The sequence below is a fragment of the Mesorhizobium sp. M6A.T.Ce.TU.002.03.1.1 genome, from assembly GCF_003997275.1.
Classification (GTDB): domain Bacteria; phylum Pseudomonadota; class Alphaproteobacteria; order Rhizobiales; family Rhizobiaceae; genus Mesorhizobium; species Mesorhizobium mediterraneum.
In genome coordinates this window covers 38356-64332 of the sequence record NZ_RZTI01000008.1, presented here as the reverse complement: position 1 = coordinate 64332, position 25977 = coordinate 38356, and the positions used below count along the sequence as shown (strand labels likewise).

At 63.5% G+C, this 25977-nt stretch carries 23 protein-coding genes; 11 read left to right on the top strand and 12 right to left on the bottom strand.

Annotated elements, in window-relative coordinates; genetic code table 11:
- Positions 1 to 54: 54 nt before the first annotated feature.
- The 5 genes from EOC93_RS04450 to EOC93_RS04430 form a co-directional block, all read right to left on the bottom strand.
- The gene (locus EOC93_RS04450) at positions 55 to 1842 is read right to left on the bottom strand and encodes an ABC transporter ATP-binding protein (RefSeq protein WP_164759040.1); all 1788 of its coding nucleotides are present in this window, start codon (positions 1840 to 1842) and stop codon (positions 55 to 57) included.
- Complete coding sequence (locus tag EOC93_RS04445; protein WP_245461359.1) at positions 1839 to 2864, bottom strand: glycosyltransferase; 1026 nt, start codon at positions 2862 to 2864, stop codon at positions 1839 to 1841. Before EOC93_RS04445 ends, EOC93_RS04450 begins: the two co-directional genes overlap by 4 nt.
- A gap of 46 nt (positions 2865 to 2910) precedes the next feature.
- The gene (locus EOC93_RS04440) at positions 2911 to 4014 is read right to left on the bottom strand and encodes a glycosyltransferase (RefSeq protein ID WP_127203963.1); all 1104 of its coding nucleotides are present in this window, start codon (positions 4012 to 4014) and stop codon (positions 2911 to 2913) included.
- A gap of 2 nt (positions 4015 to 4016) precedes the next feature.
- Entirely contained in the window at positions 4017 to 5213 is a 1197-nt protein-coding gene (locus tag EOC93_RS04435; protein WP_127203962.1) for an acyltransferase, read from the bottom strand.
- A 625-nt stretch (positions 5214 to 5838) separates the two neighbouring features.
- Entirely contained in the window at positions 5839 to 7041 is a 1203-nt protein-coding gene (locus EOC93_RS04430; RefSeq protein ID WP_127203961.1) for an MFS transporter, read from the bottom strand.
- Between the two features lie 212 nt (positions 7042 to 7253).
- Between EOC93_RS04430 and EOC93_RS04425 the strand changes: the two genes are divergently transcribed.
- The gene (locus tag EOC93_RS04425; protein WP_126105590.1) at positions 7254 to 7676 is read left to right on the top strand and encodes a VOC family protein; all 423 of its coding nucleotides are present in this window, start codon (positions 7254 to 7256) and stop codon (positions 7674 to 7676) included.
- A gap of 131 nt (positions 7677 to 7807) precedes the next feature.
- Here the strand turns inward: EOC93_RS04425 and EOC93_RS04420 are convergent, their stop codons facing one another.
- On the bottom strand, positions 7808 to 8701 hold the full coding sequence (locus tag EOC93_RS04420; RefSeq protein WP_095489201.1) for a LysR family transcriptional regulator: 894 nt from the start codon (positions 8699 to 8701) through the stop codon (positions 7808 to 7810).
- A 97-nt stretch (positions 8702 to 8798) separates the two neighbouring features.
- Between EOC93_RS04420 and EOC93_RS04415 the strand changes: the two genes are divergently transcribed.
- Together EOC93_RS04415 and EOC93_RS04410 are read left to right on the top strand one after the other, a co-directional pair.
- A complete protein-coding gene (locus EOC93_RS04415) occupies positions 8799 to 9548 on the top strand; it encodes a glucose 1-dehydrogenase (RefSeq protein WP_127203960.1) in 750 nt (249 codons plus the stop codon).
- A 142-nt stretch (positions 9549 to 9690) separates the two neighbouring features.
- Complete coding sequence (locus EOC93_RS04410; protein ID WP_127203959.1) at positions 9691 to 10074, top strand: SgcJ/EcaC family oxidoreductase; 384 nt, start codon at positions 9691 to 9693, stop codon at positions 10072 to 10074.
- Positions 10075 to 10179: 105 nt separating this feature from the next.
- Here EOC93_RS04410 and EOC93_RS04405 read toward each other — a convergent pair whose 3' ends face one another.
- The gene (locus EOC93_RS04405; protein ID WP_095489198.1) at positions 10180 to 10641 is read right to left on the bottom strand and encodes an Lrp/AsnC ligand binding domain-containing protein; all 462 of its coding nucleotides are present in this window, start codon (positions 10639 to 10641) and stop codon (positions 10180 to 10182) included.
- Positions 10642 to 10800: 159 nt separating this feature from the next.
- Here EOC93_RS04405 and EOC93_RS04400 point away from each other — a divergent pair, with 159 nt between their 5' ends.
- Positions 10801 to 11808: an ornithine cyclodeaminase family protein gene (locus tag EOC93_RS04400; protein ID WP_127203958.1), complete on the top strand. Its 1008-nt coding sequence runs from the start codon at positions 10801 to 10803 to the stop codon at positions 11806 to 11808.
- Between the two features lie 46 nt (positions 11809 to 11854).
- Here EOC93_RS04400 and EOC93_RS04395 read toward each other — a convergent pair whose 3' ends face one another.
- Together EOC93_RS04395 and EOC93_RS04390 are read right to left on the bottom strand one after the other, a co-directional pair.
- On the bottom strand, positions 11855 to 12787 hold the full coding sequence (locus EOC93_RS04395; protein WP_127203957.1) for a dimethylarginine dimethylaminohydrolase family protein: 933 nt from the start codon (positions 12785 to 12787) through the stop codon (positions 11855 to 11857).
- Between the two features lie 22 nt (positions 12788 to 12809).
- Positions 12810 to 14405, bottom strand: a complete 1596-nt coding sequence (locus EOC93_RS04390; RefSeq protein ID WP_164759037.1) for an amidohydrolase — start codon at positions 14403 to 14405, stop codon at positions 12810 to 12812.
- A gap of 75 nt (positions 14406 to 14480) precedes the next feature.
- Here EOC93_RS04390 and EOC93_RS04385 point away from each other — a divergent pair, with 75 nt between their 5' ends.
- The 5 genes from EOC93_RS04385 to EOC93_RS04365 all read left to right on the top strand — a co-directional run bounded on the left by EOC93_RS04385 (position 14481) and on the right by EOC93_RS04365 (position 19583).
- Positions 14481 to 15368, top strand: coding sequence for a LysR substrate-binding domain-containing protein (locus tag EOC93_RS04385; RefSeq protein ID WP_127203955.1), 888 nt, complete (start codon positions 14481 to 14483; stop codon positions 15366 to 15368).
- A 265-nt stretch (positions 15369 to 15633) separates the two neighbouring features.
- Complete coding sequence (locus EOC93_RS04380) at positions 15634 to 16728, top strand: ABC transporter ATP-binding protein (protein WP_126105583.1); 1095 nt, start codon at positions 15634 to 15636, stop codon at positions 16726 to 16728.
- 75 nt (positions 16729 to 16803) lie between these two features.
- Positions 16804 to 17919, top strand: coding sequence for an ABC transporter substrate-binding protein (locus EOC93_RS04375; protein WP_127203954.1), 1116 nt, complete (start codon positions 16804 to 16806; stop codon positions 17917 to 17919).
- Positions 17920 to 17943: 24 nt separating this feature from the next.
- Positions 17944 to 18777, top strand: a complete 834-nt coding sequence (locus EOC93_RS04370) for an ABC transporter permease (RefSeq protein ID WP_095489193.1) — start codon at positions 17944 to 17946, stop codon at positions 18775 to 18777.
- Positions 18777 to 19583 carry an ABC transporter permease gene (locus EOC93_RS04365; protein ID WP_126105581.1) on the top strand — a complete coding sequence of 269 codons (807 nt, stop codon included), beginning with the start codon at positions 18777 to 18779 and terminating at the stop codon, positions 19581 to 19583. Before EOC93_RS04370 ends, EOC93_RS04365 begins: the two co-directional genes overlap by 1 nt.
- Here EOC93_RS04365 and EOC93_RS04360 read toward each other — a convergent pair.
- Positions 19580 to 20368: a fumarylacetoacetate hydrolase family protein gene (locus EOC93_RS04360; protein WP_127203953.1), complete on the bottom strand. Its 789-nt coding sequence runs from the start codon at positions 20366 to 20368 to the stop codon at positions 19580 to 19582. The two genes, EOC93_RS04365 and EOC93_RS04360, sit on opposite strands and share 4 nt — an antisense overlap.
- 324 nt (positions 20369 to 20692) lie before the next feature.
- Between EOC93_RS04360 and EOC93_RS04355 the strand changes: the two genes are divergently transcribed.
- Positions 20693 to 20938: a DUF982 domain-containing protein gene (locus tag EOC93_RS04355; protein WP_127203987.1), complete on the top strand. Its 246-nt coding sequence runs from the start codon at positions 20693 to 20695 to the stop codon at positions 20936 to 20938.
- A 44-nt stretch (positions 20939 to 20982) separates the two neighbouring features.
- Here EOC93_RS04355 and EOC93_RS04350 read toward each other — a convergent pair whose 3' ends face one another.
- Positions 20983 to 22047 carry a glycosyltransferase family 2 protein gene (locus EOC93_RS04350; RefSeq protein ID WP_126105579.1) on the bottom strand — a complete coding sequence of 355 codons (1065 nt, stop codon included), beginning with the start codon at positions 22045 to 22047 and terminating at the stop codon, positions 20983 to 20985.
- Positions 22048 to 22540: 493 nt separating this feature from the next.
- Positions 22541 to 23884 (bottom strand): dicarboxylate/amino acid:cation symporter, encoded by a 1344-nt coding sequence (locus EOC93_RS04340; RefSeq protein WP_126105577.1) that lies wholly within the window; start codon positions 23882 to 23884, stop codon positions 22541 to 22543.
- A gap of 229 nt (positions 23885 to 24113) precedes the next feature.
- On the opposite strand from EOC93_RS04340, the gene EOC93_RS04335 reads away from it, so the two are divergent.
- The gene (locus EOC93_RS04335) at positions 24114 to 25973 is read left to right on the top strand and encodes an ATP-binding protein (RefSeq protein ID WP_206532211.1); all 1860 of its coding nucleotides are present in this window, start codon (positions 24114 to 24116) and stop codon (positions 25971 to 25973) included.
- The last annotated feature ends 4 nt before the right edge of the window (positions 25974 to 25977 follow it).

Sequence of the window (25977 nt, the reverse complement as noted above, 5' to 3'; positions counted from 1 at the left end):
GTTGCAGCTGCCCGCGGCAAGGCGCGACCGCGCCAGGCAGAATCGCAGCCCTCGTCAGTCGAGCGGTTCATGCTGATAGAGCTCATCCATGCTGAGCGATGCCAGAGCGGCGAAAGGCGCCTGCTTTTTTACACGCCCGCCGCTCAGGATCACCACGTCGTCGCAGAACGAGATGGTGCTGTGATGATGGCTGATGACTATGGTCGTGCGGCGGCCTGCCCTCGATTTCAAGGTTTCGACGATTGCCGCTTCCGACAGCCCGTCCACCGCATTGGTGGCTTCGTCCAGGATGAGGATGTCGGGATCGCGCACCAGAGCTCTCGCCAGTGCGATCCGCTGCCGCTGTCCCGCTGAAAGATTGACGCCCCTGTAGCCGACGATCGTCTCGTAGCCTTGCGGCAGATGTTCAATGAATTCATGTGCTTCGGCCAGCCTCGCAGCGCGCTCGGCGTCGCCGGCCGAGGCCTCGTCCTGCCCGTAGATTATGTTTTCAAAGATGGTGCCATCCACCAGTTCCAGGTCCTGGCTGGCAAGCGCGATATGCCTTCGCCATTGGCTGGGATCGATCTGGTCGAGGGGTGATCCATCGACCAGAATTCTACCGGTATCAGGTTCGACAAAGCGGCACAGGAGATTGACGATTGTCGTCTTGCCCGCGCCTGACCGGCCGATCAGCGCCGTCGAGCGGCCGCTGCGGATTTCGAAAGCCGCCGAATGCAGCACCACGGCGCGCCGGTCCTTGCCGGAATAGGTAAAGGTCACGTCATCGAACTTGATTCCCTGGCCCAAGCCGCGAAAGGGTCCGCTGCCTTGTGGAGGCTCGGGCTTGTCGGATGGATCCAGCATCCAGACCACCTCTTCAAGCGATCCGCTCAAGCCCTGCAACTGGCTCCAGGCCATTTGCAAAGCCCGCATATACGGCTGCAGCCTGTAGAGCAGGATGACGAACGCGACGATCAGCGGGAAACTCACGCCCACGAACCAGGCGCCGATCACCACCGCCAGAAACAGCATCGCGTGGAGAACCTCGGTCAGCGGCGGCAACGCGCCCTGGCGGGTAAGCAGGACGAAAGCAGCGCGACGAACCCCATCCGATGCCCGATCGAATACCGCCTTCTCGCGGCTCTCCTGTCCGAAAATGCGGATCAGACGCCCGGCATGCACGAGGTGGAGCATCTGCGAGGCGAGATCGCTGTTGCGCGAGGCGACGCTGCGGCTGGGCGCCTTCAAATTGGCTGACAGCACAGCGTGCGCGATCTGAACGAGAACCAGCCCCAGCGTGACCAACAGCGTCATCTGCCAGGAAAGCAGGAGCAGAAAGACCAGCAGGATGATTGCAGCCGAGGCGCTGACGATGGCCGCCAGCATGATCTGGATCGCATCCGATGCCCGCCAGGATTCGTTGGAGATGATGTTGAGCAGCCGTCCGGGACTTTGCTGCAGGAAGAATGGGTAACCCACCCGCAGCAGCTGCTCCGACAGAGCGCTGCGGATCGAATGACTTGCTTTGCCATAGATGAAAGTCGTCAGCAGCGTGTTTGCGAAGGCGAAGACGTTCTTCAGGACGATCGAGCCAAGGATGGCGGCCGAGATGACGATCAGCCGGTCGCCCTCGCTCAAGTCAGATCCGAAATGCTGGAACACGGCAGAAAAGCCGGCCATACCAGCTTGATCCCCCTGCCCCATGATGATGCCCAGCAAGGGGATGATCAAGCCTATGCCAAAACCTTCAAGAGCCGCGCTGACGAGACCCAGCACCACCACGGCGGGAAGCAGCCGCAACTGCTTCCTTCCAAGCGCGCGGCGCAGCATCGGCAGGCTCGGCGGAACCAGTCGCATTATGGCGTATTCACCCTCGCCTCGGCATTTGCCTGTTGATCCTGTGCCTGTTGATCCTGTGCTTGTTGATCCTGCCGCACTCGCGGCGCCTGCGGCCATCTCGCCAGCAAAAGCACGGCGAACTTGGCCGCGCCGAGCATATTCATGACGACGATCGGCCAGTGCGACAGCTTGAGTTCGCAATCGAACGCAGGACCCTTCACCAATTCCCGGAATGCCGATCTGACTGCCCAGTAGAAATGGCGAAGCAGCCAGGGCGCACGGCGAACATGTTTCAGGCACAGCCCGCCATTGCCCATGCTGTAGTCGCGGTGGAGTTTTTCGATGGCTTTGCGATCTCGCCGGCCGTGATGGTGGAAGATCGTCATATCAGGCACATACTCGACCGGGATGCCGAGCAGCACCGCTCGCACGAGGTAATCCGTATCCTCCGCGGAGCGCAGCGGGCCGCCTGCGCCGAACCGCTCGTCGAAAAGCCCGATACGGGCCGCAACATCGCGGTGCATCGTCATGTTGCATCCCAGGACAAAGCCGCCGGGATGAACATCCGATGTAAGCCGCTCGCGGACCGGCGACCGCTTGATCGTGAACGGCAGATCCCTGGCATCGCCGATCTCGACGCGGCCTCCCCGGACGACCCGTTCCCCGGTCGCATAGTGTCGCTGCAAATCGCTGAGGTAGTCACCATGGACCTGGCAATCATCATCGACGAAGACCAGCACACGGCCTCGTGCGCGCGCCAGGCCGGCGTTGCGGGCCGCAGCCAATCCGGGTCGTGGCTCGCAAATAGCCTTCAATGGAATGTCCGACAGTTTGGCGATGCTGGCCAGGCGCTCTGCCGTGCGGTCGGTCGAACCGTTGTCGACAACCACGAGTTCGGCCGCGAAGGCAGGATGGGCACGGCACGCGGCCTGGATCGACTTGATGCAAGGCTCAAGCACCGCAACGCGGTTGCGTGTGCAGACGATGAAGCTGACCTCGGGCGCTGGTCCATGCTGCGACCCGACCGAAATGGGCGCAGGCATCGTCGCGCGGTTGTGCTGCAGAAGCTGGTGGGATTTGACTGTCATTCTAGCTCGACCCGAGGGAAGGCAGAACCGCTGCGGCCGGCACGGACTGCAAGTACCGCGACAAGGCGTCGACCTGCCTGGTCGCCGACATCGAGACGAGGCTGAACCGCGGCGCGTAAGCGCCGGCACGCAATGCGTACCGCTCGCGACGCCGAATGAGGTCCCATTTCGCGGTCCGCGTCAGGAACTCGTGCGTCAGCAGCGGTTGCATCTCATCTGATATGAGTTGGTAGAGGAAATAGAACAGGTTCAGCGTGCCGGCCTCATAGCTAGGCCTCGTTTCCGCCGGCAGTCCGGAAATTCTCGCTTCCAGTGCCAGAAGCCATTCGGCGGCACGGCCTACCGTATCCGTCGAGACAACATCGCCGATGTCGCGCAGGTCCCGCGTGTTTTGCGCGAGTTCCTCCCGCTCAAGGGCCTCGGCCACGATCTTCAAATGTGTCCTCCGCATTTCCCCCTTGTGCCGGTTCGTCACGCTGTCGCCGTGGATACGATAGGCAATCAGGTTTTCGGGGATCATTGCGGCCGGGTAACAGTCGGTAAGCCGTCTGAAGAGATCGAAATCTTCGGCGTGCCTGTAGCTCTCGTCGTAATATAGATCGCCGCCATTAATGACGTTCCTATTATAAACCACTGTAGGATGCATGAATATCGTGAAGAACCTCGACAATATCCGAAGGAGATTTTCTTGGAGTGCCGGATCGGGCAAGCCCTTGACGATGCGGTTGCCGAGCAGGAAATCGACGCCTGCGCCACACAGAGCAAGGTCGGGCCGCTGGTTGAAGAGCGCTACCTGACGCGACAGGCGCCAGGGATAGGCGATATCGTCCGCGTCCATCCTGGCGACCAGATCACCCTGAGCCACAGCCAGCCCTTCATTCAGGGTTGCGATCAGGCCGCGGTTTTCTCGTGAGATGATGGAGATGCGATCGTCGGTCTGGCGGCACTTCTGCAGGATCTGCAGGGAGTTGTCCGTCGATCCATCATCGATCGCGATGATCTCCAGGCGATCGTAATCCTGCCGCAGGATGCTGCCGAGCGCGGCAGCCAAATAAGGTCCGGCATTATAGATCGGCAGCAGAACGGACACCAAGGGAGCGGCCATGGTCAGCTCCGATCCGTTCGCGGGAGGTCGCGTGCCAGGGATGATGTGCGGCCATCAAGCGGGCCACTGAAACGGGCTCCTGCTGTCCTCCCGAGCCACCCGCCACCGTTCGTTTTGACGCCTGTCGGGATGACGGCGCCGGCTCTTGGCGCAACATAGGGAAAATGGCGCTTGAGGCTGTTGAGCGGCTTTTCGAAAAACAGCCATGAGACTGAAGCCACGATGAGGGTCGCCGTTCCCGCAACCAGGAATCGCCCCGGTCCTTGCTCCTCGACGTTGAGCGGGATCCAAGGCTGGGACATGACGGCGAGCGACAGGACGATGGGATGGTACAGGTAAACGCCATAGCTGACGCGGCCAAGCGCCAGTAGTGGCGGCAGTTCGAGAAGCCTCCCCCGATAACCGCCAAGGCCGGACGAGCAGCTCGCCACGACCACTACAAGCGGCGCGAGAGGCAGGACTTCCAGCAGCACCCAGCGGCCCCATTCCTGCACGGGATTTGCCGGCGTCGGCGCAAGCCACTGCAAGACGAAAAACGCGGCCGCGAGTGCCGGCCAGCCGAGTCGCAGCCACTGCGGCAAGCCGGCGGTTCTGGTTCGGTAGACTGCAAGCAGCGCACCTGACGCCAGCGCGTCCATCGATGCCGGCGGAAGCAGGTCGCGGGCGAGGTCGGGACTTCCAGCGATCGGCCAGTAAAAGCGATACGACAACGACAGCAGGATAACGCCGATACAGATCGATTGAAGACGCCGGAGCGGCGCCAGCAAGACGATCAATGGCCAGACGATATAGAACTGCTCCTCGATGCTCAGGCTCCAAAGATGGGCGAGGACCCAAGGCGTCCATTCGTTGCGCAGCGCGAACCAGAAATTCGACAGATACAGCGCATGCCAGACCAGCGATCCCCTCGACTGCTCCAGATCGACCAGCCAAACGAAACCCAGCACGGCAAAGTAGGGAGGGAATATGCGCAGCGCTCGCCTGATGTAGAAGGATTTGAGTGCTGGCGCGGTTTCGAATTCAGCGGCCGAGCGCGCGTCCAGAAGAAGGCGCGTGATCAGAAACCCGCTCAGCACGAAGAACAATCGCACGCCGATGTGGCCCCAGAAGGAAGACCCTCCCGCCGCAAAGAAATGCGAATACATCACCATCGTCACCGCGATGGCCCTTAGCGCGTCCAATTGCGTGTCGCGTCTCATCGGCCGCGTCCGCCAGTTGGATGTCTCCGCTGAAATTGTTGCCGCCGATCGTGTTCGCCGCTGCTCACTCTGCGGACAGCGGCGCCTGCGCAATGGCGCTGATCGTTTTCGCTCGAAGCGCTGCGTCTCGCACGGCTTGCGGAGGTTCGGGCGGGGCGATCGAATGGCTCTGCGCCAATCCCCGCCAGTGGGTCCACCAGATTGCAGATTGCCTCAACACCACGCTTCACCGGGCCTCCAGGGAGAATTGCCAAGGAGAGTCTCTTCACGCCATCGAATGCCCCAAGCCCGACGATAGGAAAAAAATGCTGCGCCGCAACACAAAATGTTAACGTGACTGAAATAGTCGCGTGAGGTACGCCTGCGAAATGCGCGAAAACCGCCCGAAATTGCCTATTTTGGCAGTTTTGCGTCCGAATCCCCGACTTATCCACACTTCGTATTGGCGCGAGCGCGCTGCAATGCAGCATGATCGATCGCTAATCAAGAGGAAACGGGCCCACAGACCTGACCTAAACAGAGCACAAAGCTCCCATCGTTGCCGATCGGGTCTCGTAGTTGGGGGACAAAAGCCGGCATAGTTTATGTCCACTTTTGACCCCCTGCGCCCACTCTCGGCCAATCCTTACGCCGGTTGCAACTCCCTGCGCGGCAGCCGCGGGAAGGCGATCGCCACCGCCACCGCGCCGAGCCCGACAAGGGCCGAGCCGATGAACAGCCAGGAATAGCTGGCATAGGCATCGAACACCATGCCGCCGGCGAGCGGGCCGAAGGCCATGCCGATGCTGGACAGCATGGTGACGGCACCAAACACCGTGCCGAGGATGCGCTGGCCGAAATATTCGCGCGCCAGCACCGCATAGAGCGGCATCACGCCGCCATAGGTGGCGCCGAAGATGATGGCGAGCGTGTAGAATTGACCAAGCTCGCTGACGGCGAGATAGGCTGCGATGACCACGGACTGTATCGCCAGACCGGTAATCAGCACCGGCTTGACCCCCAGCCGGTCGGCAAGCACGCCGTATAGAAGCCTGCCGCCTAAGCCGGCCAGGCCCTCGATGCTGTAGATGCTGACCGCCGCCATCGGCGCTATGCCGCACAGCATCGCATAGCTCACCATGTGGAAGATTGGCCCGGAATGCGCCGCGCAGCAGGCAAAGAAGGTCAGTGCCAGAACGATGAATTGCGGCGAGCGGAACGCTTGTGGAACTGACATGCCGGTATCGTTGGCGGCAATATCGGCGGCTGCGCCGTCGGCGGCAGGCTTGGGCGGCTGGCGCACCAGCAATGCGGCCGGCACCAGCAGCGCCCATGCCGCGACGCCGATGACGAACATGGCGGTGCGCCAGTCATAGGCCGTGATCAGCCATTGCGCGAAGGGCGAGATCGTCATCGGCGCCACGCCCATGCCCGCCGAGACCAGGGAAACGGCCAAGCTGCGATTGGTGTCGAACCAAGCGGCGGTCAGCGCGATCATCGGCGCGAAGAAGGCGCTTGCCGCCAGGCCGACGAGCACGCCATAGGTGATCTGGAGGACAAGCAGCGAGCCGGTGCGGCTGGCCAGCACCAGCGCCAGCCCGAGCAGCAACGCACCTGTCATCACCACGATGCGGGCGCCGTAGCGATCGTAAATGGCGCCCCAGGCGAAGCCGCCGAGGCCCATTACCAGGAAGTTCAGCGTCATAGCGCTCGATATGCCGGCGCGCGACCAATCTGTGTCGAGCGCCATCGGTTCGAGGAAAATCGCCAGCGAGAACATCGCCCCGAGGGCGACACAGGTCATCACAGCACCTGCCGCTACGATGACCCAACGATAGGAAAGGCTCATGTTTTTCTCCCGAGATCGTTTGGACACGGCGCGACTTCTTTCGAGCTTCGTCACACCGCTTGCGTCCGAAGGACGATGGCGACATTTCGAATCCTACAATCCGGTTGCGTTTTTTATCCAGTCGGGAAATCGCCCCACTCAATTGCTCCATTGCATTGACCGTGCACTGTCCTGAGCTAGATTTCCAACCTGGCGATCAGGAGCTAACAGGCATGGAACTTCATCGCGGCCGTCTCATCGACCACGTCCAGCTGGTGGTCAGGGATCTCAAGGCCAGCCGCCGCTTCTACGAGGCGGTTTTCAAGGTGCTCGACGTTCCCATCGGCGGCAGCGCCGAGGATTATTTCTGGGCCGACGAGCTGTTCGTCTCCAGCATCGACAGCCGGGCGGCCAACGGGCAACTGACCGGGCGCCACCACCTTGCCTTCCAGGCAAAGGACCGCGCGATGGTCGACGCCTTCTACAAGGCCGGCCTCGATGGCGGCGGCACGGACAATGGCGCACCGGGCGAGCGGCAGCACTACCATCCCGGCTACTATGCCGCCTTCCTGCTCGATCCCGACGGCAACAACATCGAGGCCGTCTTTCACGGGCCGGCGAACCGCAGCGCCGCTTCGGTGAAGATTACGTTTTAGCTCGATGGACAGGGATTCTCGTTACGTCGCGCCGCGCCAGGGCTTGATATTAAACTTCAACGCAGCGACGCTCAAAGGCTACCGCATGGCCATCGAGGAAGCGCCGCTGTCTTTGCCACGGAGCGCCTGCCCTATCGCGTCAGCGCCGCCATCTGGCTCGCCAGGAAGTCGACGAACAGCCGGGCACGGACCGGTAGCTGCCGCCCATACGCATGGACGATGTGCACCGGCATGGTCGGCATCGCCACCTCGGGCAGGATGCGGACCAGACGGCCGGTGTCGAGATCGTCCTGCACGGCAAACTGCATCAGATGCGCGATGCCGGCTCCGGCAAGCGCCGCTTGCCGGATGGCGCCGCCGTCATCGGTGTCGAGTCGCCCGTTCGGCACGATCACCGTGCCGTCGGCCAAGGTGACGGGATAAGGCCGGCCGGCCATCTGGTAGCGGACGAAGTCGTGGTTCTGCAAATCCTCGATCGAGGCCGGCCGGCCGCGCCGTTCGACATAGGCGGGCGACGCCACCAGCACGATCGGCAGATTGGCGATCTTGCGAGCGATGAGCCCGGTGTCCGACAGCGCCCCCATGCGCACCGCGACGTCATAGCCTTCGCGGATCAGGTCGGCGTGGCGGTCGGTGACGCTGAGCTCGAGCTTCACCTCGCCGTGCTGAGCCAGGAACGCTTGCGCCCATGCGGCGATCAGGCCGCGCCCGAGTTCGACGGATGCCGTGACGCGCAGCAGGCCGCGCGCCGTATCGGCCATCTGGACGATGTCCTCGGCATCGTCGAGCGCTCTCAGCAAAGGCGCGACCCGCTCGTAGTAGGCGAGGCCTTCGCTGGTCAGTGCCAGGCGGCGCGTCGAGCGCTGGATCAGCCTGACGCCCAGCCGCCGCTCGAGCCGCGCTACGCTCTTCGACACCGCCGACGGGCTGGAGCCGACCAGCCGGCTGGCGGCATGGAACGAACCGGCATCGACCGTGCGCACGAAGGCGACGAGACCGGCGGTCTTTTCGAGGATGGTGGTCATTCAAGAATTCCAGGCACGAAAGAACCGATCGAGGCGATCCTAATACGCTATCCCATCACTATTAAATACCGCTCATCGTCAACGAAGGAGAGATTTGATGAGCAAGCTGAACGGCAAGGTGGCCATCGTCACCGGCGCCTCCAAGGGTATCGGCGCCGGCATCGCCGAGGGTCTTGCGGCGGCCGGTGCCGCCGTGGTCGTCAACTATGCTTCGTCGCGGGAAGGTGCGGACCGCGTCGTTGCCGCGATCAAGGCCGCAGGCGGCCGAGCCATTGCCGTCCACGGTGACGTGTCGCAAGCGGCCGACGTGCGCCGCCTGTTCGAGGCCGCCAAATCGTCGTTCGGCGCGGTGGACATCCTGGTCAACAACGCCGGCGTCTTCGCATTCGAGCCGCTGGAAGCGGTGACCGAGGCCGAATTCCACCGTGAGTTCGACACCAATGTGCTGGGCACCATCCTGACCATCCGGGAAGCGGTGAACCATTTCGGCGCCGGAGGCGGCAGCGTCATCAACATAAGCTCGGTCGCCAGCCTCAACCCGCAGCCGAACTCGCTGGTCTACGCCGCCACCAAGGGCGCGGTGGATTCGATCACGCTGTCGATGTCGCGAGAACTGGGCGTCCGCAACATCCGCGTCAACGCCATCGCGCCCGGCGGCGTCGACACCGAAGGCCTGCAGCGGATCGGCATCGTCGGCAGCGAGTTCGAGAAGCAGGTCATCGCCATGACCCCGCTCGGCCGCTTCGGCCAGCCCGACGACATCGCCCGAATCGCGGTGTTCCTCGCCTCAGACGACGCGTCCTGGCTGACCGGCGAGCGCATCACCGCCTCGGGGGGCTGGCGGTAGGCATCGAGCGCGGACTGCGCCGTTTCACGGACCCAAGCAGCGACATTGATCACCGGCAATCGATGACGGGGGCGATCTGTGCCCTATGTTGCGACGAGGGAGGAGCGCCGTTCGGTACCGATGACGGCGAGGAACCAGGAAGATGACGGACGACGAAAGAGCAATCCGAAAGCTGGTCGAGACGTGGATGGATGCGAGCAAGCGTGGAGACACCGCAACCGTCCTCAGCCTGATGACGGACGACGCGATCTTCATGGTTCCCGGCCGGGAGCCTTTCGACAAGGAGATCTTCGCAGCGGCCGCGCAGGAGATGGCCGGCGTTCACATCGACGGCACGAGCGATATCGTGGAACTACAGCTTCTCGGCGACTGGGCCTTCATCCGCAGCCGCATCGACATGACCGGGACCCCGCCGAATGGCGAGCCGGTCCATCGATCGGGATATGCGCTGACGCTCCTGCGCAAGGAGGCGGATGGTGCATGGCGGCTGGCCCGCGATGCGAACCTGCTGACCGTGCAAGGCTAGAGCCGGTCTCCGGCATCTCGGCCCCGGAGGCGCGCCAGGGGAAGCGATAAGATGGCAAAGATGCGATGCAGGTCGCCCTGAACAGCGTTCTCCTCCTCCACCTGATCACACCGGCAAGAGGGCGTTCGGCTTGACATCGGCGATGGAGGCGAAAGTGTGCGTTTCGCGCACGCCGGGCAGTGGCAGGATGACCCGCTGCAGGAAATCCTGGAACACCGCCATATCGGCGATCCGCGCCTTGACCAGATAATCGAAACCGCCAACCACCATATGGCACTCCAGAACCTCCGGAGCTTTCGCCACGGCTTCGGCGAAGCGGTCAAAGACATGCGGCGCCGTGTGGTCAAGCCGGACCTCGATGAACACCAGCGTTCCCCGGCCGACCTTGCGCGGATCGAGCACGGCCCTGACCGCGGTGATGAACCCGTCGCGGAACAGCCGCTTCACCCGCTGGCTGGTTCCGGTCGGCGAGAGCCCGACACGCCCGGCAAGATCAAGCGTCGTCCGGCGCCCGTCCTCCTGCAGCAGTCGGAGCAGGCTGCGGTCTATCTGGTCGAGATCGCCCATCTCACAATCCACGCTATCTCAGGGATTTATATGCTAATTTCACGCAGAGATGTCAAAATAAACGTATTTCATCACATAAAATCCCGCAATAGCCTGCGCTTCCCTCACCCACTCAAAGCGAACGTGGTGAGCCAATTCGACGAACACAGGGAGTGCAGGATGACCAAGGAAGCGTTCAGCCCAGCCGGCAAGAGTGCGGCGGAAATCAGCAAGGGAGCGACCGAGATCCTGGTGCTGAGCGAAACCGACGTGATGGAATGCATCGACCTCAGCCAGCTTCTCGACGTTCTGGAAGACGGCTTCAAGGCGCTGTCACAAGGCAAGGTCGTCAATCCACCCCGACCACAACTCGACATCCCCGGGGCCGGCTACAGCCTCGCCATGCCGGCCTGGATGGAGGGCATGAACCTGACCGTCAAGATCGTCAATGTCTTCGAAGGCAATTTGGCCAAGAACTTGCCCAGCCACCTCGCCACCATCAGCCTGTTCGATCCGCTGTCCGGCCTGCCGGTCTGCATCATGGACGGCACCTTCATAACAGCGGTGCGAACCTCCGGCTCCGCCGTGCTGTCGGTGCGCGCGCTTGCCCGCCGGGACGCCAGGATAGCGACCGTGGTCGGCGCCGGCGTGCAGGCCAACCAGCACCTGCATCTGTTGCCGCTGGTGCGCGACTTTGCCGAAATCCGTGTCGCTTCAAAGAGCTTCGACGATGCGGCAGCGCTTGCCCGGCTGCATCCGTCGGTGGTGGCGGTCGCCGACCTCGAGGCGGCGGTGCGCGGTTCCGATGTGGTCTGCCTGGCGACCCATTCCTACGAGCCGGTGATCGACGCAAGCTGGGTTCGGCCGGGCACGCACGTCTCGTCGGTCGGGGTGGCACCACCCGGCGGTGAAATGCCGATCGAGCTCATCGGCAAATCCAGTCTTTTTGTCGAAACCCAGGATGCATTCAAGCCGACCCCGGTCGGCTCTTGCGAGCTTGCCGGCTTCGATCCGGATTTCGGCACCGAGCTTGGCGCCATGCTGATCGACCGCGCGCCGGGCCGCGTTTCGGATCAACAGATCACCACCTACAAGGCGATGGGCATTGCGATGGAAGACATGGTCGCCGCCGACCTCGCCTATCGTTGCGCCAGGCGTCTGCGCAAGGGAAAGCTCATCGTGCTGTAGGCGCGTGCCGCGAGCCAGGCGGGATCGACGTTGCTGACAATGGCGCTCAGGCCGGCTCGCGCTTCAGCGCCTGCGCCATGCAGTGGATGCCGCCGCCGGTCTTCGAGATCTCGCTCATGTTGATGGCCGCCACCTCGAAGCCGCGCGCCTTGAGCTGACCGATCAGCGTCTGGCTGGAGGTCGGCGCGATCACCCTGTCCTTGCCCAGCGACATGAAGTTGCAGCCGAGCGCCATCGTGTCCTGAAACGGCACGTCGATGATCTCGTGGCCCTTGCCCTTCAGCCAGTCGACGATGCCCGGCTCCGTGCAGGCGAGGCAGACGGCGGTCAGTTTTTCGGCGATCGGCACCACCATCAGGTCGATATGGACATAATATTCGTCGATGAAGGCGATGCGGGTTTCCCAGCCCTCCTTGTCGAACCAGGCCTGGACCTGGCGCGCGCCCTCTTCCTGCGTGCGGGCGCCGCCGCAGCCGATCAGCACCACGCCGTCCTCGATGACGTTGAAGTCGCCGCCCTCGAAGGTGCCCGCGGTGACCATGTCGTAGATCGGAATGCCGAGCTTCTCATAGGTACGGATCGCCGCATAGTTCTCGCCGCGCCGCCACCAGTTGGCCATCGCGGTGATGATGACGCCGTACGGGGTCATGACGCTGGAATCGCGCGAATAAACCTGCATCGGCAGTTCCGGCGTCGGCTCGTGCCAGTGGATGTTGACGCCGAAATGTTCGTAGGCGGCGACCAGGTCCTTGTGCTGCGCCTGCGCGATCTGGACGTTGCACGGCGCCTCGCGCAGATGCTTGCGCGACAGCGAGCTGGTCGACAGATGGCGCAGGAAATTCGGCGAGCCGAGCAGCACGTCGGTCAGCACATCGGTCTCGTTGGCGAAGCCCCAGCCGGTCAGCGGCTTGGTGCCGCCGGCCGGATTGCGGCGCTGCAACGAAAACGGTTCTGCTACGATGCGGTCATGAACGGTCATAGGGTTCTCCTGGCTTGGGTGATCACGCGGCTTGCGGGTTGCTTGGTATCCACCAGTCCCGTCCGCGCGGGGTGGTGACATATTCCGGCCAGCGGAAATGGATCGGCGGCTCATAGTCGCAGAGCGGCGCCAGCCATTTGCTGCCGCCGATGCCGCCACCGGTGCGGGCGACGAATTCGTCCATCGCGGCATCGCGGGCGGCCTTGTCCTCCAGCAGGCGAAGTGCTGCCAGCGCAATCGTCTTCGACGCGCAGGTGACCATCGGATCGATCGTCGCGGAAATGCCGCCCAGCGCGTTCATCGCCCAGGACGGATAGGCGCGGCCATTCTCGGAACGCAGCGCCGGGCGGGCAACGTAGAACCGCGCCGTCGGCGTGTGCCACGACATGTCGGTGTAATCGTCGGAGGTCGAATTGAGCTGCGACGGCGGCAAGTCGCGGCGCAGGATCGCTTCTGCATCCTGCGGCGCAATCAGCTGCTCCAGCTCGGCGCTGAACGGCTCGTCGGTCGCCGTGCCGCCGGCATTGACCTGGATTTCGCGGGCGATCGCCTTGGCCGCCTCGTCCCAGCGCGGTGGCCCGACGGTCGACAGCGCCTCATAGGCGATGCCTGACATTGCGTGATTGGCCAGCCCCGGCCGCGACTTCGACACCCAGTGCCGCTCATGGCGGCAGCCGCTCATCTTAGCGGCGGCTTCCGCATTGCGGTCGAGCACGGCGGTCACCTGCTCAGCCATCGCCAAGGTCGGCACGCGGATCATGTATTGGATCTCGGCCAGCCCCGCCGGCAGATTGTCGGCGGTCGCCTGTCCTGCCGTCAGGATCGCCTCGCTGATCGACCAGCCGCCCTGATGCGGCAGCATGGAATCGCGCAGCGCCTTGGACGCCATGTACATCATCATGAGCGCGTCATTGGCGCCGGGAGCCCTGATCGCCGAATGCGCCTGCGGGATCGGCGCGCCATCGCTTGCGCGAACCCAATTTTCGGGTTCGTCGCACACAAAGCGGTAGATCATCGCATAGGCCGCGCCGCAATGCGTGTCCCAGCGCGCCGTGTTGCAGAGCGGCAGCATGTAAAAGGGATGGAAGGAGATCATGCCGGCGAGGCCATCGTAGTAGCCCTTCGCGGCATGGATCGGCTTCGATCCCCGCACCTTCTCCGCCGGCTCGCCGGTAAAGCGCAGCGTGCCCGATATGCCGTGGCGCTGCATTGTTGCCTTTGTCGCCAGCAGCCCGCCAAGACTGGCAACGCCGAGGCCCGAATGCGGATCAGTGTGGCCGCCGGCCTGTTCGCCGAGGCCCGGGCGCGGACGCCTCACTGTCGTCGCATCCTGGCAATTGTCCGGCACCGCGTCGTACTCGGCATACATCCCGATGGTCGGCCCGGCGCCGTTGGTCCAGTGGGCGCAGAAGGCGGTGGGCATGCCGCCGGAGCCTTCCTCTACCGAAAAACCTTCGTGCTTCAACTGCTCGACATACCAGGCGGCCGACTGGTATTCGCGCCAGGCGGTCTCGCCGAAATCGAAGATGGTCCGCGTCCACGCCGACAGTGACGGCTGGATGTCGTCCAGACAGGCAAGCGCGGTCGCTTGGGCTGAGGTGGTCACCGGTTCCTCCATCGGTCAAAGAAAGCAGTGAAGCGCCTCGCCAAAAAGTGATATGTTTTCCCGGCTCATGCAAATTCGGTTCACCTCTTGAGAATTCCATCGACGCAGGCGCTGCGCGCGCTCGACAGTTTTGCCCGCCACGGCAGCGTCTGGCGCGCCGCTGACGAACTGCATCTGACCCGCAGCGCGGTCAGCCACCAATTGCGCCTGCTCGAACGCGATCTCGGCTTCGACCTGCTCGAGCGCATCGGCAAGGGCGTGGCGCTCACCTCGCGCGGCCAGCGCTACGCCAGCGACGTGCGCAAGGCGCTAACGGTGCTGGGCGATGCGGTGACGCGCCATGCCGGCACCGGCGTCGGCGGCTCGTTCAGCGTCAGTTGCACCCCGGGCTTCGCCTCGCTGTTCCTGTGCACTCACATTGGCGAATTCCGGCAGATGTACCCCGATGTCGCGCTGCGCATTCTGACGCCGCGGCGGCTGGACGATGTCAGCAATGCCGAGGCCGACGCCTTTATCGCCTTCGGCGTCGGCAACTGGCCGAACCGCGCGGTCGAGCTGTTGTGCGAGATCTCGTTCACGCCGCTGTGCAGCCCGACGCTGCTCAACAAGATCGGCGGCTTTTCCAAGCCCGCCGACGTGCTGCGCGCCAATCTCCTGCATCTCGGCGACACCGAGGACTGGGCGCGCTGGCTGGCGCTGTCGAAGGTCGAGAATCCCGACATCGAGGGCGGCATCTTCTTTTCCGACATGAACCTGGTTTTCTCGGCGGCGATCGCCGGCCAGGGCATCGCCATGGGCGACGAGCTGACCAGCCGCCGGGCGCTGAGCGAAGGCCGGCTGGTGCGCCCGTTCGACATCGCGATCAAATCACCGCGGTCGTATTTTCTCGTGTCAGAGCATGCGAAGGCCGGGCATCCGGTGCTGAATGTTTTTAGTGGATGGTTGCGGTCGAAGCTGTCGGAGAACCAGCGTTAATCTCCCCCCTTGAGGGGGAGACGGCCGCGAAGCGGCCAGAGGGGGTTGGTCCGACTGGGCTCGGCCCGATCTGCTTTCAAAGAAAGAGGAAGTCGCCACTCCACGCGCAGCGACCCCCTCTGTCGCCTTCGGCGACATCTCCCCCTCGAGGGGGGGAGATTAGCTGCATAGATGAATCAAATTTGCCGGTCAGGCGAAAACTATTCGGTTGCGGTAAGCCGCCGCCCTGCCTACGATTTCAATCAGCATTGAGGACAAAGGCAGGATGCAGCAACCCGGCCGGGCCGCAGAGATCAAGGCAATCGGGATCGGCAAGAGCTTCGGCTCATTCCGTGCGCTGGACGATCTGACGCTCGATATCGGCCGCGGTGAGTTCCTGACCCTGCTCGGTCCGTCAGGCTCGGGCAAGACCACCTTCCTGATGATCCTTGCCGGCTTCATTCAGCCCACCGACGGCCGCCTTTACAGCGACGGCGTCGACATCACCGAGCGACCGGCCGAGCAGCGCGCCGCCGGCATGGTGTTCCAGGGCTACGCGCTGTTCCCACATATGAGTGTCGAGGCCAACATCGCCTTCCCGCTCAAGGTGCGCAAGAAATCGTCGGCCGAGATCAAGCGACGCGTCAGTGAGATGATCGAGCGCGTCGGGCTGAAGGGCCACGAGAAGAAACTGCCGTCGCAATTGTCCGGCGGTCAGCAGCAGCGCGTGGCGCTGGCACGCGCCCTGGTATTCGAGCCGGGCGTGCTTTTGCTCGACGAGCCGTTCTCAGCGCTCGACAAGGGCCTGCGCGGCCAGATGCAGGCCGAGATGAAGCGGCTGCACCAGGAGACGGGCACCACCTTCGTCTTCGTCACCCACGACCAGAGCGAGGCGCTGGCGCTGTCGTCGCGCGTCGCCATCTTCAACCACGGCAAATTGCTGCAGGTCGGCGCGCCGGACGAGGTCTACGACCGGCCGGCCAACCGTTTCGTCGCCGAGTTCCTCGGCGAGATCAACATGCTGCCGCTGAAGGGCGTGCGCAACGCCGACAATGGCGCCACCGGCCTGTGCGAAGACCGCACCATCAACCTGCGCGGCAATGCCAACGCGGTCGGCAGCAACGCCATCCTGGCGATCCGGCCAGAATATATGTCGATCGCGCCCGAAGCGGCAGCGGGCGAGAACGGCATCGCCGCCACCGCGGTCGCCTCGACCTATCTTGGCGCTGCGACGCGGCTCGATCTGACGACACGCCAGGGCGCCAAGGTGACGGTCTCCGTGCCGAACGAGGTTGCCGCCTCGGCGCTCAGCAAGGGCAATTCCGTGTGGCTGACATGGCCGGCGGAAAAGGGTTTCCTCCTTCCGGACGGAGGACAATGACGATCGGCGTGGCGAAGCTGAAATTCGCCAAGCCTACTTTCGGGAAATATCAACGACAAAAAAAGGGGAACTGACATGACAAATGAAACCAAGAAACATTCCATCGAGACGCTGTCCGCCAGGGCGGCGCGCGGCGAAATCTCGCGTCGGCAGTTCACGCAGCTGGCTGCACTCGTGCTGGCCGGCACGCCGATGCTGCTGCGCTCGACCGGTGCCTTCGCGCAAGCCAAGCAACTGGTGCTGGTCAACTGGGGCGGCGACGCCATCACCGCCTATGACGCCGCCTATGGCCAGGCCTTCACCAAGGAGACCGGCATCACCGTCAAGATGGACGGCTCCGGCCCGACCGAGGGCGCGATCGCCGCGCAGTTCAAGAGCGGCGCTCCGACCTGGGACCTGGTCGACGTCGATCCGTTCTCGGCCATCACACTGGGCAGCCAAGGCATGCTCGAGCCGATCGACTATTCGATCGTCGACAAGAAGAAGATGCGCGAGGGGTTCGGCTGGGAGCACGCCGCCTCGACCTATTTCTTCTCCTATGTCATCGCCTATGATTCCGAGAAATTCGGCAGCCAGGCACCAACCGGCATGGCCGATTTCTTCGACGTGGCGAAATTCCCCGGCAAGCGCTCGCTCTACAAATGGGGCGTGTCGAGCTGGGAAGCCGCATTGCTTGCCGATGGCATCGCGCCGGCCTCGCTCTACCCGCTCGACCTCAAGCGCGCGCATGACAAGATCGCCGCCTTCAAGGAGAATGTCGTGGCCTATTGGGGCGGCGGCGCCGAAAGCCAGAGCGTGCTGCTCGACGGCGAGGCCTCGATGGCGATCGTCTGGTCGACGCGCGCCTCGCTGATCGAGCAGGATTCCGGCGGCAAGATCAAGTTCATATGGGACCAGGGCCTGATCTCGCCCGGCGCGCTCGCCGTGCTTAAGGGCAACCCCGGCGGCAAGGACGCGGCGATGAAGTTCATCGCCAGCGCCCAGGACCCGCAAAAGCAGCTCATTATGTTCGACAAGCTCGGTCAGGGTCCGGCCAATCCGGCCGCCGACGCGCTGATCCCCGCCGACAAGAAGCGCATCAACCCGGTCGATCCGGAAAACATGAAGAAGCAGATCGCGCTCGACATGGAGTGGTACGCCAAGAACTACGGGGCCGCGCTCGACGAGTACACGAAGATCATCTCCGCCTGATAGGCCTGGGGAAACCGGGCCGAGATGAAAGCATACTTCTCCGACAGGATGGGCGCGGCGCTATTGATGGCGCCGCTGCTCCTATTCCTTGGCGCCGCCTATGCCTGGCCATTCTTCGGCGTCGTGAACTGGAGCTTCACGCTGCCCGAGCCGGGGCTCGGCCAGTATGGCACGCTGCTTAGCGACCCGCTGGTGCAGTCGGTATTTGTCCGCACGCTGCGCATCGCGGCGATCGTCACGATTGTTTCGGTTGCCGCCGCCTACGCCATCACCGTGGTGTGGGTGCGCGGCACGCCGGCGCAGCGCGTGGTCGCCGAGTTCTGCATACTGGTGCCGTTCTGGATCTCGGTGCTGACGCGCGCCTTCGGCTGGGTGGCGCTGCTTTCCAATCGCGGCCTGTTCAACACGTGGCTGCAGGCGATCGGCTTCATCTCAGAACCGCTGACGCTGGTGCGCAACGAGTTCGGCGTCATCGTCGGCATGACGCATTTCCTCATTCCCTTCGCTGTGTTTCCGCTGGCGTCTTCCATGCGCGGCCTCGACGACCGCGTGCTGCTGGCGGCGCGCGGGCTCGGCTCCAGCCGCATGCGCACCTTCTGGTCGGTTTTCGTGCCGATGACCCGCTCCGGCATCATCGGCTCGGCGCTGATCGTCTTCGTCTTTTCACTCGGCTTCTTCGTGACGCCGGCGATCCTCGGCGGCGGCCGCAGCGTGATGATCGCCGAGCTGATCTATCTCCGCATCTTCCAGAGCCCGGACTGGGGCCTGGGTGCTGCGATCAGCGTCGTGCTGGTGCTGTTCGTCGGCGCGCTGATGGCGCTGCTGTTCCGCTATGTCAGACCGAAGCAGCTGATCTGATGCCCACTTACCGCCCCGGCCCCGTCTCGCTGATCCTCGCCGGCCTGGTTGCGCTGTTCCTGCTGTTGCCGCTGCTTGCCGTCATACCGGTGTCGCTGACGCCGACCCGCATGCTGGCGATGCCGTCGGGCGAATTGTCGCTGCGCCACTACCGGGCGCTGATCGAGGATCCGCGCTGGATCAACTCGATCCTGCTCTCGATCAGGATCGGCGTCGTCAGCAGCGCTTTCTCCACCGTGCTGGCGCTCTGCTTCAGCCTTGGTGTGTGGATGTTCCAGCCGCGCTTCACCGCCGCACTCGTCGGCTTCGTGCTGCTGCCGATGGTGGTGCCGCCGGTGGTCTCGGCAATAACGCTCTACTTTCTTTTGACCTCGATTTCCGGCGTCAGCTCGTTCTTCGGCTATGACACCTGGCTCGGTGTCGCCATGGCGCATGCGGTGATGACGGTGCCCTTCGCCACGGTGCTGATCCTGGTGTCGCTAAGCCAGCTCGACCGGCGTATCGACCTTGCCGCACGCGGCCTCGGCGCCACGGTGTGGGAGCGCGCCACCCGCATCATCATGCCCAATATCAAGTTCGGCATCATCACCGCAGCCCTGCTGTCCTTCGTGCTCTCATGGGAAGAGATCGGCGTCACCCTGTTCATCACCTCGGTCAACGCCATCACGCTGCCAAGGCTGATGTGGATGGGCCTGCGCGACAACATCGACCCGGCGATCGCAGCACTCTCGGTGATCCTGATCATCATCACGGTGCTGGTGCTTGTGGTGCGCAGTGTTGTGGTCAGGCTGCGCGGGGCGCCTTAGACAAAACTCACCGAGACGCGGCCAAACCTGCCTAAATCGCCGGTGACTTTGTCACCGGCCTCGACGCTTATCGGCGTCACACAGGTGCCGGTTATCACCATCTGTCCCGGCTGGAGTGCTATGCCCAGGCCCGACAGTTCATTGACGATCCATGTGAGCGCAATCCGAGGATCGCCCAATACAGCTGCCCCCGTTCCGTTATGCTGCGATTTTCCAGAAACGAAAGCGACCACCGGGTGCTTCGCGAGATCCACGTCGCGCCAATCGTCTTCTGCAGCTTGGCCGATGACGAACAGGTTGGCACAGGCGTTGTCCGCTATGAGCTGCGGCGCCCCGACTGCGCAGAAATCGTCGTATCGTGAGTCCGGTATTTCGATCGCGGGGTGCAAGGCCGCTACGGCATCCATCACCTCAGCGATTTCATAGGGTGCTGGACGAGGCGGCAGTTGGCGGCCGAAACGGAAAGCGAATTCGATCTCGGCCACGCGCATCTTGCTCGTCGCCAGGGAAATGGCCCCACCGACCTCAATCTCTTTTTCAGCCAGGAGACGCCCGGCCATCGGGCCGTCGACGTTGATGTGCCTTTGTCCGGCCAGACTGGTTGCGGCAATCTTCCAACCGAAAAGCGGAGCCGCCGAACGATCCATCACATGCGACTGGATAGCGTAACCTTCGATCCGCGTTTGTGGCCGTAACTCCTGGGGTATGGCGTCGAGACGGGTGCCCTTCTCCCAATGGCTCACCAACAACTGGGACGCGGCCCTGGCCTTTTCTGGATCGAGCATCGTCAGCTCCGGAAATCAAAGAAGACGCCTCACTACCCGTCGCTTCGTGGATCAGGAGCCGGCAAGGAACATTCTGCTAGTGGACCCGTCCACACATGGGGCAAGGATAGATGACCAGGAATCGCGAGTCCACATTCACGCTCCGCATACCAGGCATCATAGCCGGCCTGCCCCTGTCAGATCGCAGTGCCGTCGCCGATTGTCTTTCCGAGATGGAACAGCGGGCGACGTCTCCATCACCGGGTTCACGCCGTGGTGATTGGTGACAAGGAAACCTTGTGCCATCGGATGCGTTTTAGGGTGTTCGACAGCAGGGGCTTCACCATGAATCAAGGATGGTTTTCCAGGCCGGTGTCAGTTTCGGTCGGCATTGCCGGCGCGACCCGACACATCTTGAACGCACAGCAGGCAGTAGAACTACTGGCGGGCCATTGGCGGGATGCGGGCAGTCTGCAACACAGCTCAGCGCTGCGCGCATGCCGCCGGGCCATGAGCGGCGATGTTTCAGCCGAAATCGCCAGGGATGCGTTTGTCGGAGCCGCGCGGGAGGCGCATGTTCTGGTCGAGTGAGCCGCCGAACAGAGCCGGATAGTTGGCGGCTATATCAAGGCAAGCTATCCCATGGCGTGGCGGATAGTCTTGGACAGACGGCTGAGGAATGCCGGCCTGGACGATGCGTCAAGCTTCCACGATAGGACCGCCGTCGCCATTTTCCGCGGCAACACCCCGACCGACAGGAACCACGCGGCAAGCACGGCGCGCCGGCGCAGGGACGCTGTCATTTCGAGGCTGGCGACGGCGCCGGCCGCCCCAAGCGCCAGCCGGGAATCGTCGGCCACGGGGTGCTGGCGCCTGTCTGCGCACAGCGACGCCAGCCGCTCTTCCAGGTGGACCGGATCGTGGCGGACAGCCTCCGACGGCACGATGGTCAGGCCGATCTCGGAGGCCTGGTCCGACAACGCCTGCATGCGGCGGAAATCGTGGATTACCCTCCAGCGCGCCCGCTCGGCGAGCTTTTCACCGAAGACCGAATGGTTGGCGCCGTGGATCCGGTATGCGCCGACGCATTCCTCGATGGACTGGACGTGCCCATACATGGGCGCCAGCGTTGCAAGATAGCCGTCGGCGCCCTGACGGAACTCCGGCTCCGGAATCGGCATGATCGATTCCAGGGTTGCGCGGTCAAAGGCCAGCCCGCTGGTCACGGTTGTTTGATAGCGGCCCTTGTGCAGCAGTTTCGGCATGACGTCGCCGCTGTCGAAGGGCAATTCGGGCGGCGGAAAGACGTCCTTGATGCGTTGCCGCTCGTCGACGATATGCAGCCTGGACTGCACCTGGGCCGTTGCCGCATCCCAGGTGTCGACGATCGTGGAAACGGCGGTCGGATAGAGGTAGTCGTCGGCGTCGAGGAAGAGGACGATCTTGCCGGAGCTTGCCGCAAAGCCGGTGTTGAATGCCGCCGCATGCCCGCCATTTTGCGCTCGCGGACACGCGACGATCTCGTCGCGGTATGATTCTATGATTGTCGTGGAATTGTCCTGCGATGCATCGTCGACGACGATGACTTCGACGTCCGCGTAGTCCTGCTCCAGGGCGCTGTCGATGCTGCGTTTGAGGAAACGCGCGTAATTGTAGTTCGGGATGATGATGGATACCGGAGTCCTCGGTGCAGACTGCATCGCGTTTGACCTCGCATCTTGCTTTGGTTTCGGCAAAGCCCGCTCACGGGCCGCCCCCCTCTTCAAGCGCGACGAGTTCCTGAGAGGAAAGCCTGCGCCTTCCGTCAGGAGACGGGTCACGTCTCTTGCGACTTCGTATTGAGGCCGCCATTGCCTTCGAGGCTGCCGCCTTGGTCAAGGTTGCGGTTGGCGGCAGCAAAAGCTCCGACGGTTTCGGCCGGTCGCAACCGAGCCCGACGGAAATGTCTCGCCTTCGGTCGCGATCAGGTCGGGATCGAAGTGGACGAGCGCCTTGAAGGCATGGCGGATACTGGCCTTCAAATGCGGCTGGGACAAGCCCCGCGCCAAGAACAAGGCTCACAAGCCTGTTACATTGAGGCAGGCGCGCAGCGGCGTGGCCTATGGATAATCGCAGATGTTGGAGATGGGCAGCGGCTAGCCCGAAGCCGGCGGCGAGCCGGCTCCGGGCCTTGCGTGCTGATAGCCTGAACGATCAGGCGGGCTGCAGCCCGGGCAGCGACAGGTCGGCTTCCTCGGGCAAGTCGCCGGCCATTGCGGCAGCGAACTTGGTCTGGTCGAGTTCCCCTTCCCAGCGCGCCACGACCACGGTCGCCACCGCGTTGCCGACGAAGTTGGTCAGCGCCCGGCACTCCGACATGAAGCGGTCGACGCCGAGGATCAGCGCCATGCCGGCAACCGGCACGGTGGGAACCACCGAAAGCGTCGCGGCCAGCGTGATGAAGCCGGCGCCGGTGATGCCGGCGGCACCCTTGGAGCTCAGCATGGCGACGGCGAGCAGCAGGATCTGGTCGCCGAAGGTGAGCGGCGTGTCGGTCGCCTGAGCGATGAACAGCGCGGCCAGCGTCATGTAGATGTTGGTGCCGTCGAGGTTGAAGGAATAGCCGGTCGGGATGACCAGCCCGACCACCGAGCGGTTGCAGCCGGCACGCTCCATCTTGGCCATCAGGCCCGGTAGTGCCGCTTCCGAGGACGAGGTGCCGAGAACCAGCAGCAGCTCCTCCTTGATGTAGCGGATCAGCGCCAGGACCGAGAAGCCGTTGTAGCGGGCAACTGCGCCAAGCACCACCAGCACGAACAGCAGCGCGGTGAGGTAGAATGTGCCGATCAGCATGGCGAGGTTGGCGATCGAGCCGATGCCGTATTTGCCGATGGTGAAGGCCATGGCGCCGAAGGCGCCGATCGGCGCGGCCTTCATCAGGATGGCGACGAGGCGGAAGATCGGCGTGGTCAGCGCCTGCAGGAAATCGACGACCGGACGGCCGCGATCGCCGACCATGGCCAAGGCAACGCCGAACAGCACCGAGAAGAACAGCACCTGCAGGATGTCGCCCTTTGCGAAAGCGCCGGTGATCGTATCGGGAATGATGTTCATCAGGAAGCCGACGATGGTGGTGTCATGCGCCTTCTCGGCGTAGCCCGTCACCTTCGTGGCGTCGAGCGTGGCCGGATTGATGTGCATGCCGGCGCCGGGCTGGACGACATTGGAGACGACGAGACCGACGACAAGCGCCAGCGTCGAGAACACCAGGAAATAGATCATCGCCTTGCCGGCGACGCGGCCGACCTTCTGCAGGTCGGAAACGCCGGCGATGCCGGTCGCCACCGTCAGGAAGATCACCGGCGCGATCACCATCTTCACCAGCTTGATGAAGGCGTCACCGAACGGTTTCATCGCCTCACCGGTTTCGGGATAGAAGTGGCCGAGAAGCACGCCGGCGGCGATCGCCGCCAGCACCTGCACATAGAGATGCCGGTAGAAGGGAAGTTTGCCGCGCGGCTCGGCGGCAGCGAATGCTGTCTGCATGACGTCCTCCATTGTGCTCCGATCGAAAGCTCGACCTCCCGGAGCAATTGCATTGACCACCCCCAGCAGCCTCACGACCGCTGAATTCGTGTTTGCAACTGCCGTGCCAAGTGCGCGGAAAAGAGCCTACCGTTTGATTTTATTGAATATTCTCGGACCCAAGGTTTCGTCTCGCGCACAGAAAGTGCGGATATTCGCGTAGCCGAATTGTGCTTTGTGCGAAATCATGCACAAATGTGTGATGCTGCAACGCCCCGCCGCCGCCTTGCCGTCGACGCCCGAGCAACTCGGCAGGCGGGCGCGCCGTGCTTGGCTGCTGTTTGCGGCCATCGCCCTTGCGATCGCCACGGCCGCACTTCACGGCGCCGGCCTTTATGGCCGCGCCACTGAGCTCGGGGCACTGGCGGCGCAGGGCCGCACCGATGCCAATCTGAAGATCGCGCTGCTGCGCGCCGTGCTGGAAAGCCCGCGCGCCCTGCCCCTGCTTTTGTCGGAAGACCAGCAGGTGCGCGATGCGCTGGCGCAGAAAAGCATTGCGGCGGTCGATGTGCTGAACCGCAAGCTCGACGGGCTGGTCTCCGGCACCAAGGCTTCGGTGCTCTATGTCATCGGCACCGACGGGCTGGCGATCGCCTCCAGCAACTGGCGAGAGCCGATCAGCTTCGTCGGCAACGACTACCGGTTCCGCGATTATTTCTCCGGCGCGATGCAGGCCGGAACTGCCGAATATTTCGCGCTCGGCAATGTCAGCAAACGCCCCGGCCTCTACATCTCGCGCCGCGTCGGCGACGCTGCCGCCCCGCTCGGCGTCGTCGTTGTCAAGGCGGAATTCGATCAGCTCGAGGCCGACTGGCACGAGGCAAACCGCCCGGCCTATGTCAGCGACGAGGAGGGCGTCGTCCTGATCACCAGCGTGCCGTCCTGGCGCTTCATGACGGCGACGCCGCTGGCCGGGCCTGATCTTGCCGCCATTCAGAACAGCCAGCAGTTCGGCGACGCACCGCTGATGCCGCTGCCGATCACGCGCGCCCAGGCACTCAGCCCGGACGTCTCGATCGTCCACGCGGTGACGCCCGGCGGCAGCGACGCGGAATATCTCAGGCTTTCCACACCGGTCCCTTCGACCCCCTGGCGGCTCGATTATCTCGTTCCGGCTGAAGCGCCGATCGCCGCCGCGGTCCGTGAAATGCGGCTCCTTGCACTCGGCGTCGTTGTCCCGTTGCTCGGCCTTGCTGCGTATCTGTTGTGGCGTCGGCAGTCGGGACAAATGCGGATCGCCGCCGAACAGGCGGCGCGCACCGAGCTCGAACGCCGCGTCGTCGAACGGACCGAGGATCTGAGCCGCGCCCGCGACCGGCTGCAGGCCGAGATATCAGGTCACCGCAGCACCGAAGCCAAGCTGCAGGTGGTGCAGCAGGATCTCGTCCAGGCGAACCGCCTCGCCATCCTCGGCCAGGTTGCCGCGGGCGTCGCGCATGAGATCAACCAGCCGGTTGCCACCATACGCGCCTATGCCGACAACGCCCGCACCTTCCTCGACCGCAAGCAGACAGCGCCGGCCGAGGAAAACCTCGGCGCCATAGCCGCGCTGACCGAACGCATCGGCACCATCACCGAAGAATTGAAGGCCTTTGCCCGCAAGGGCCGCACCGCCGCCGAACCTGTCGAATTGCGCGACGTCATCGAAGGCGCCGTCGTGCTCTTGAAAAGCCGCTTTGCCGGCCGGCTCGACGCACTGGCCATCGACCTGCCGCCGCCTGCCCTCAAGGTCATGGGCAACCGGGTCAGGCTCGAACAGGTGCTGATCAACCTCTTCCAGAACGCGCTGGAGGCGCTGGAGGGCCGCGACGACGCAAAGGTGCGGGTTTCGGTCGAGGAGACGGCGGACGGCGTGACGGTCGGCGTGTCCGACAACGGACCGGGCATTCCGCCCGCAATCCTTAGATCGCTGTTCACGCCATTCAACACATCCAAGGAAAAAGGCCTCGGCCTTGGCCTCGTCATCTCGAAGGATATCGTCGCCGATTATGGCGGACGCATCGAGGTTTCGAGCGACGACAGCGGCACCCGCTTCACCATCCATCTCTTGAAAGCAGCGTAATGGC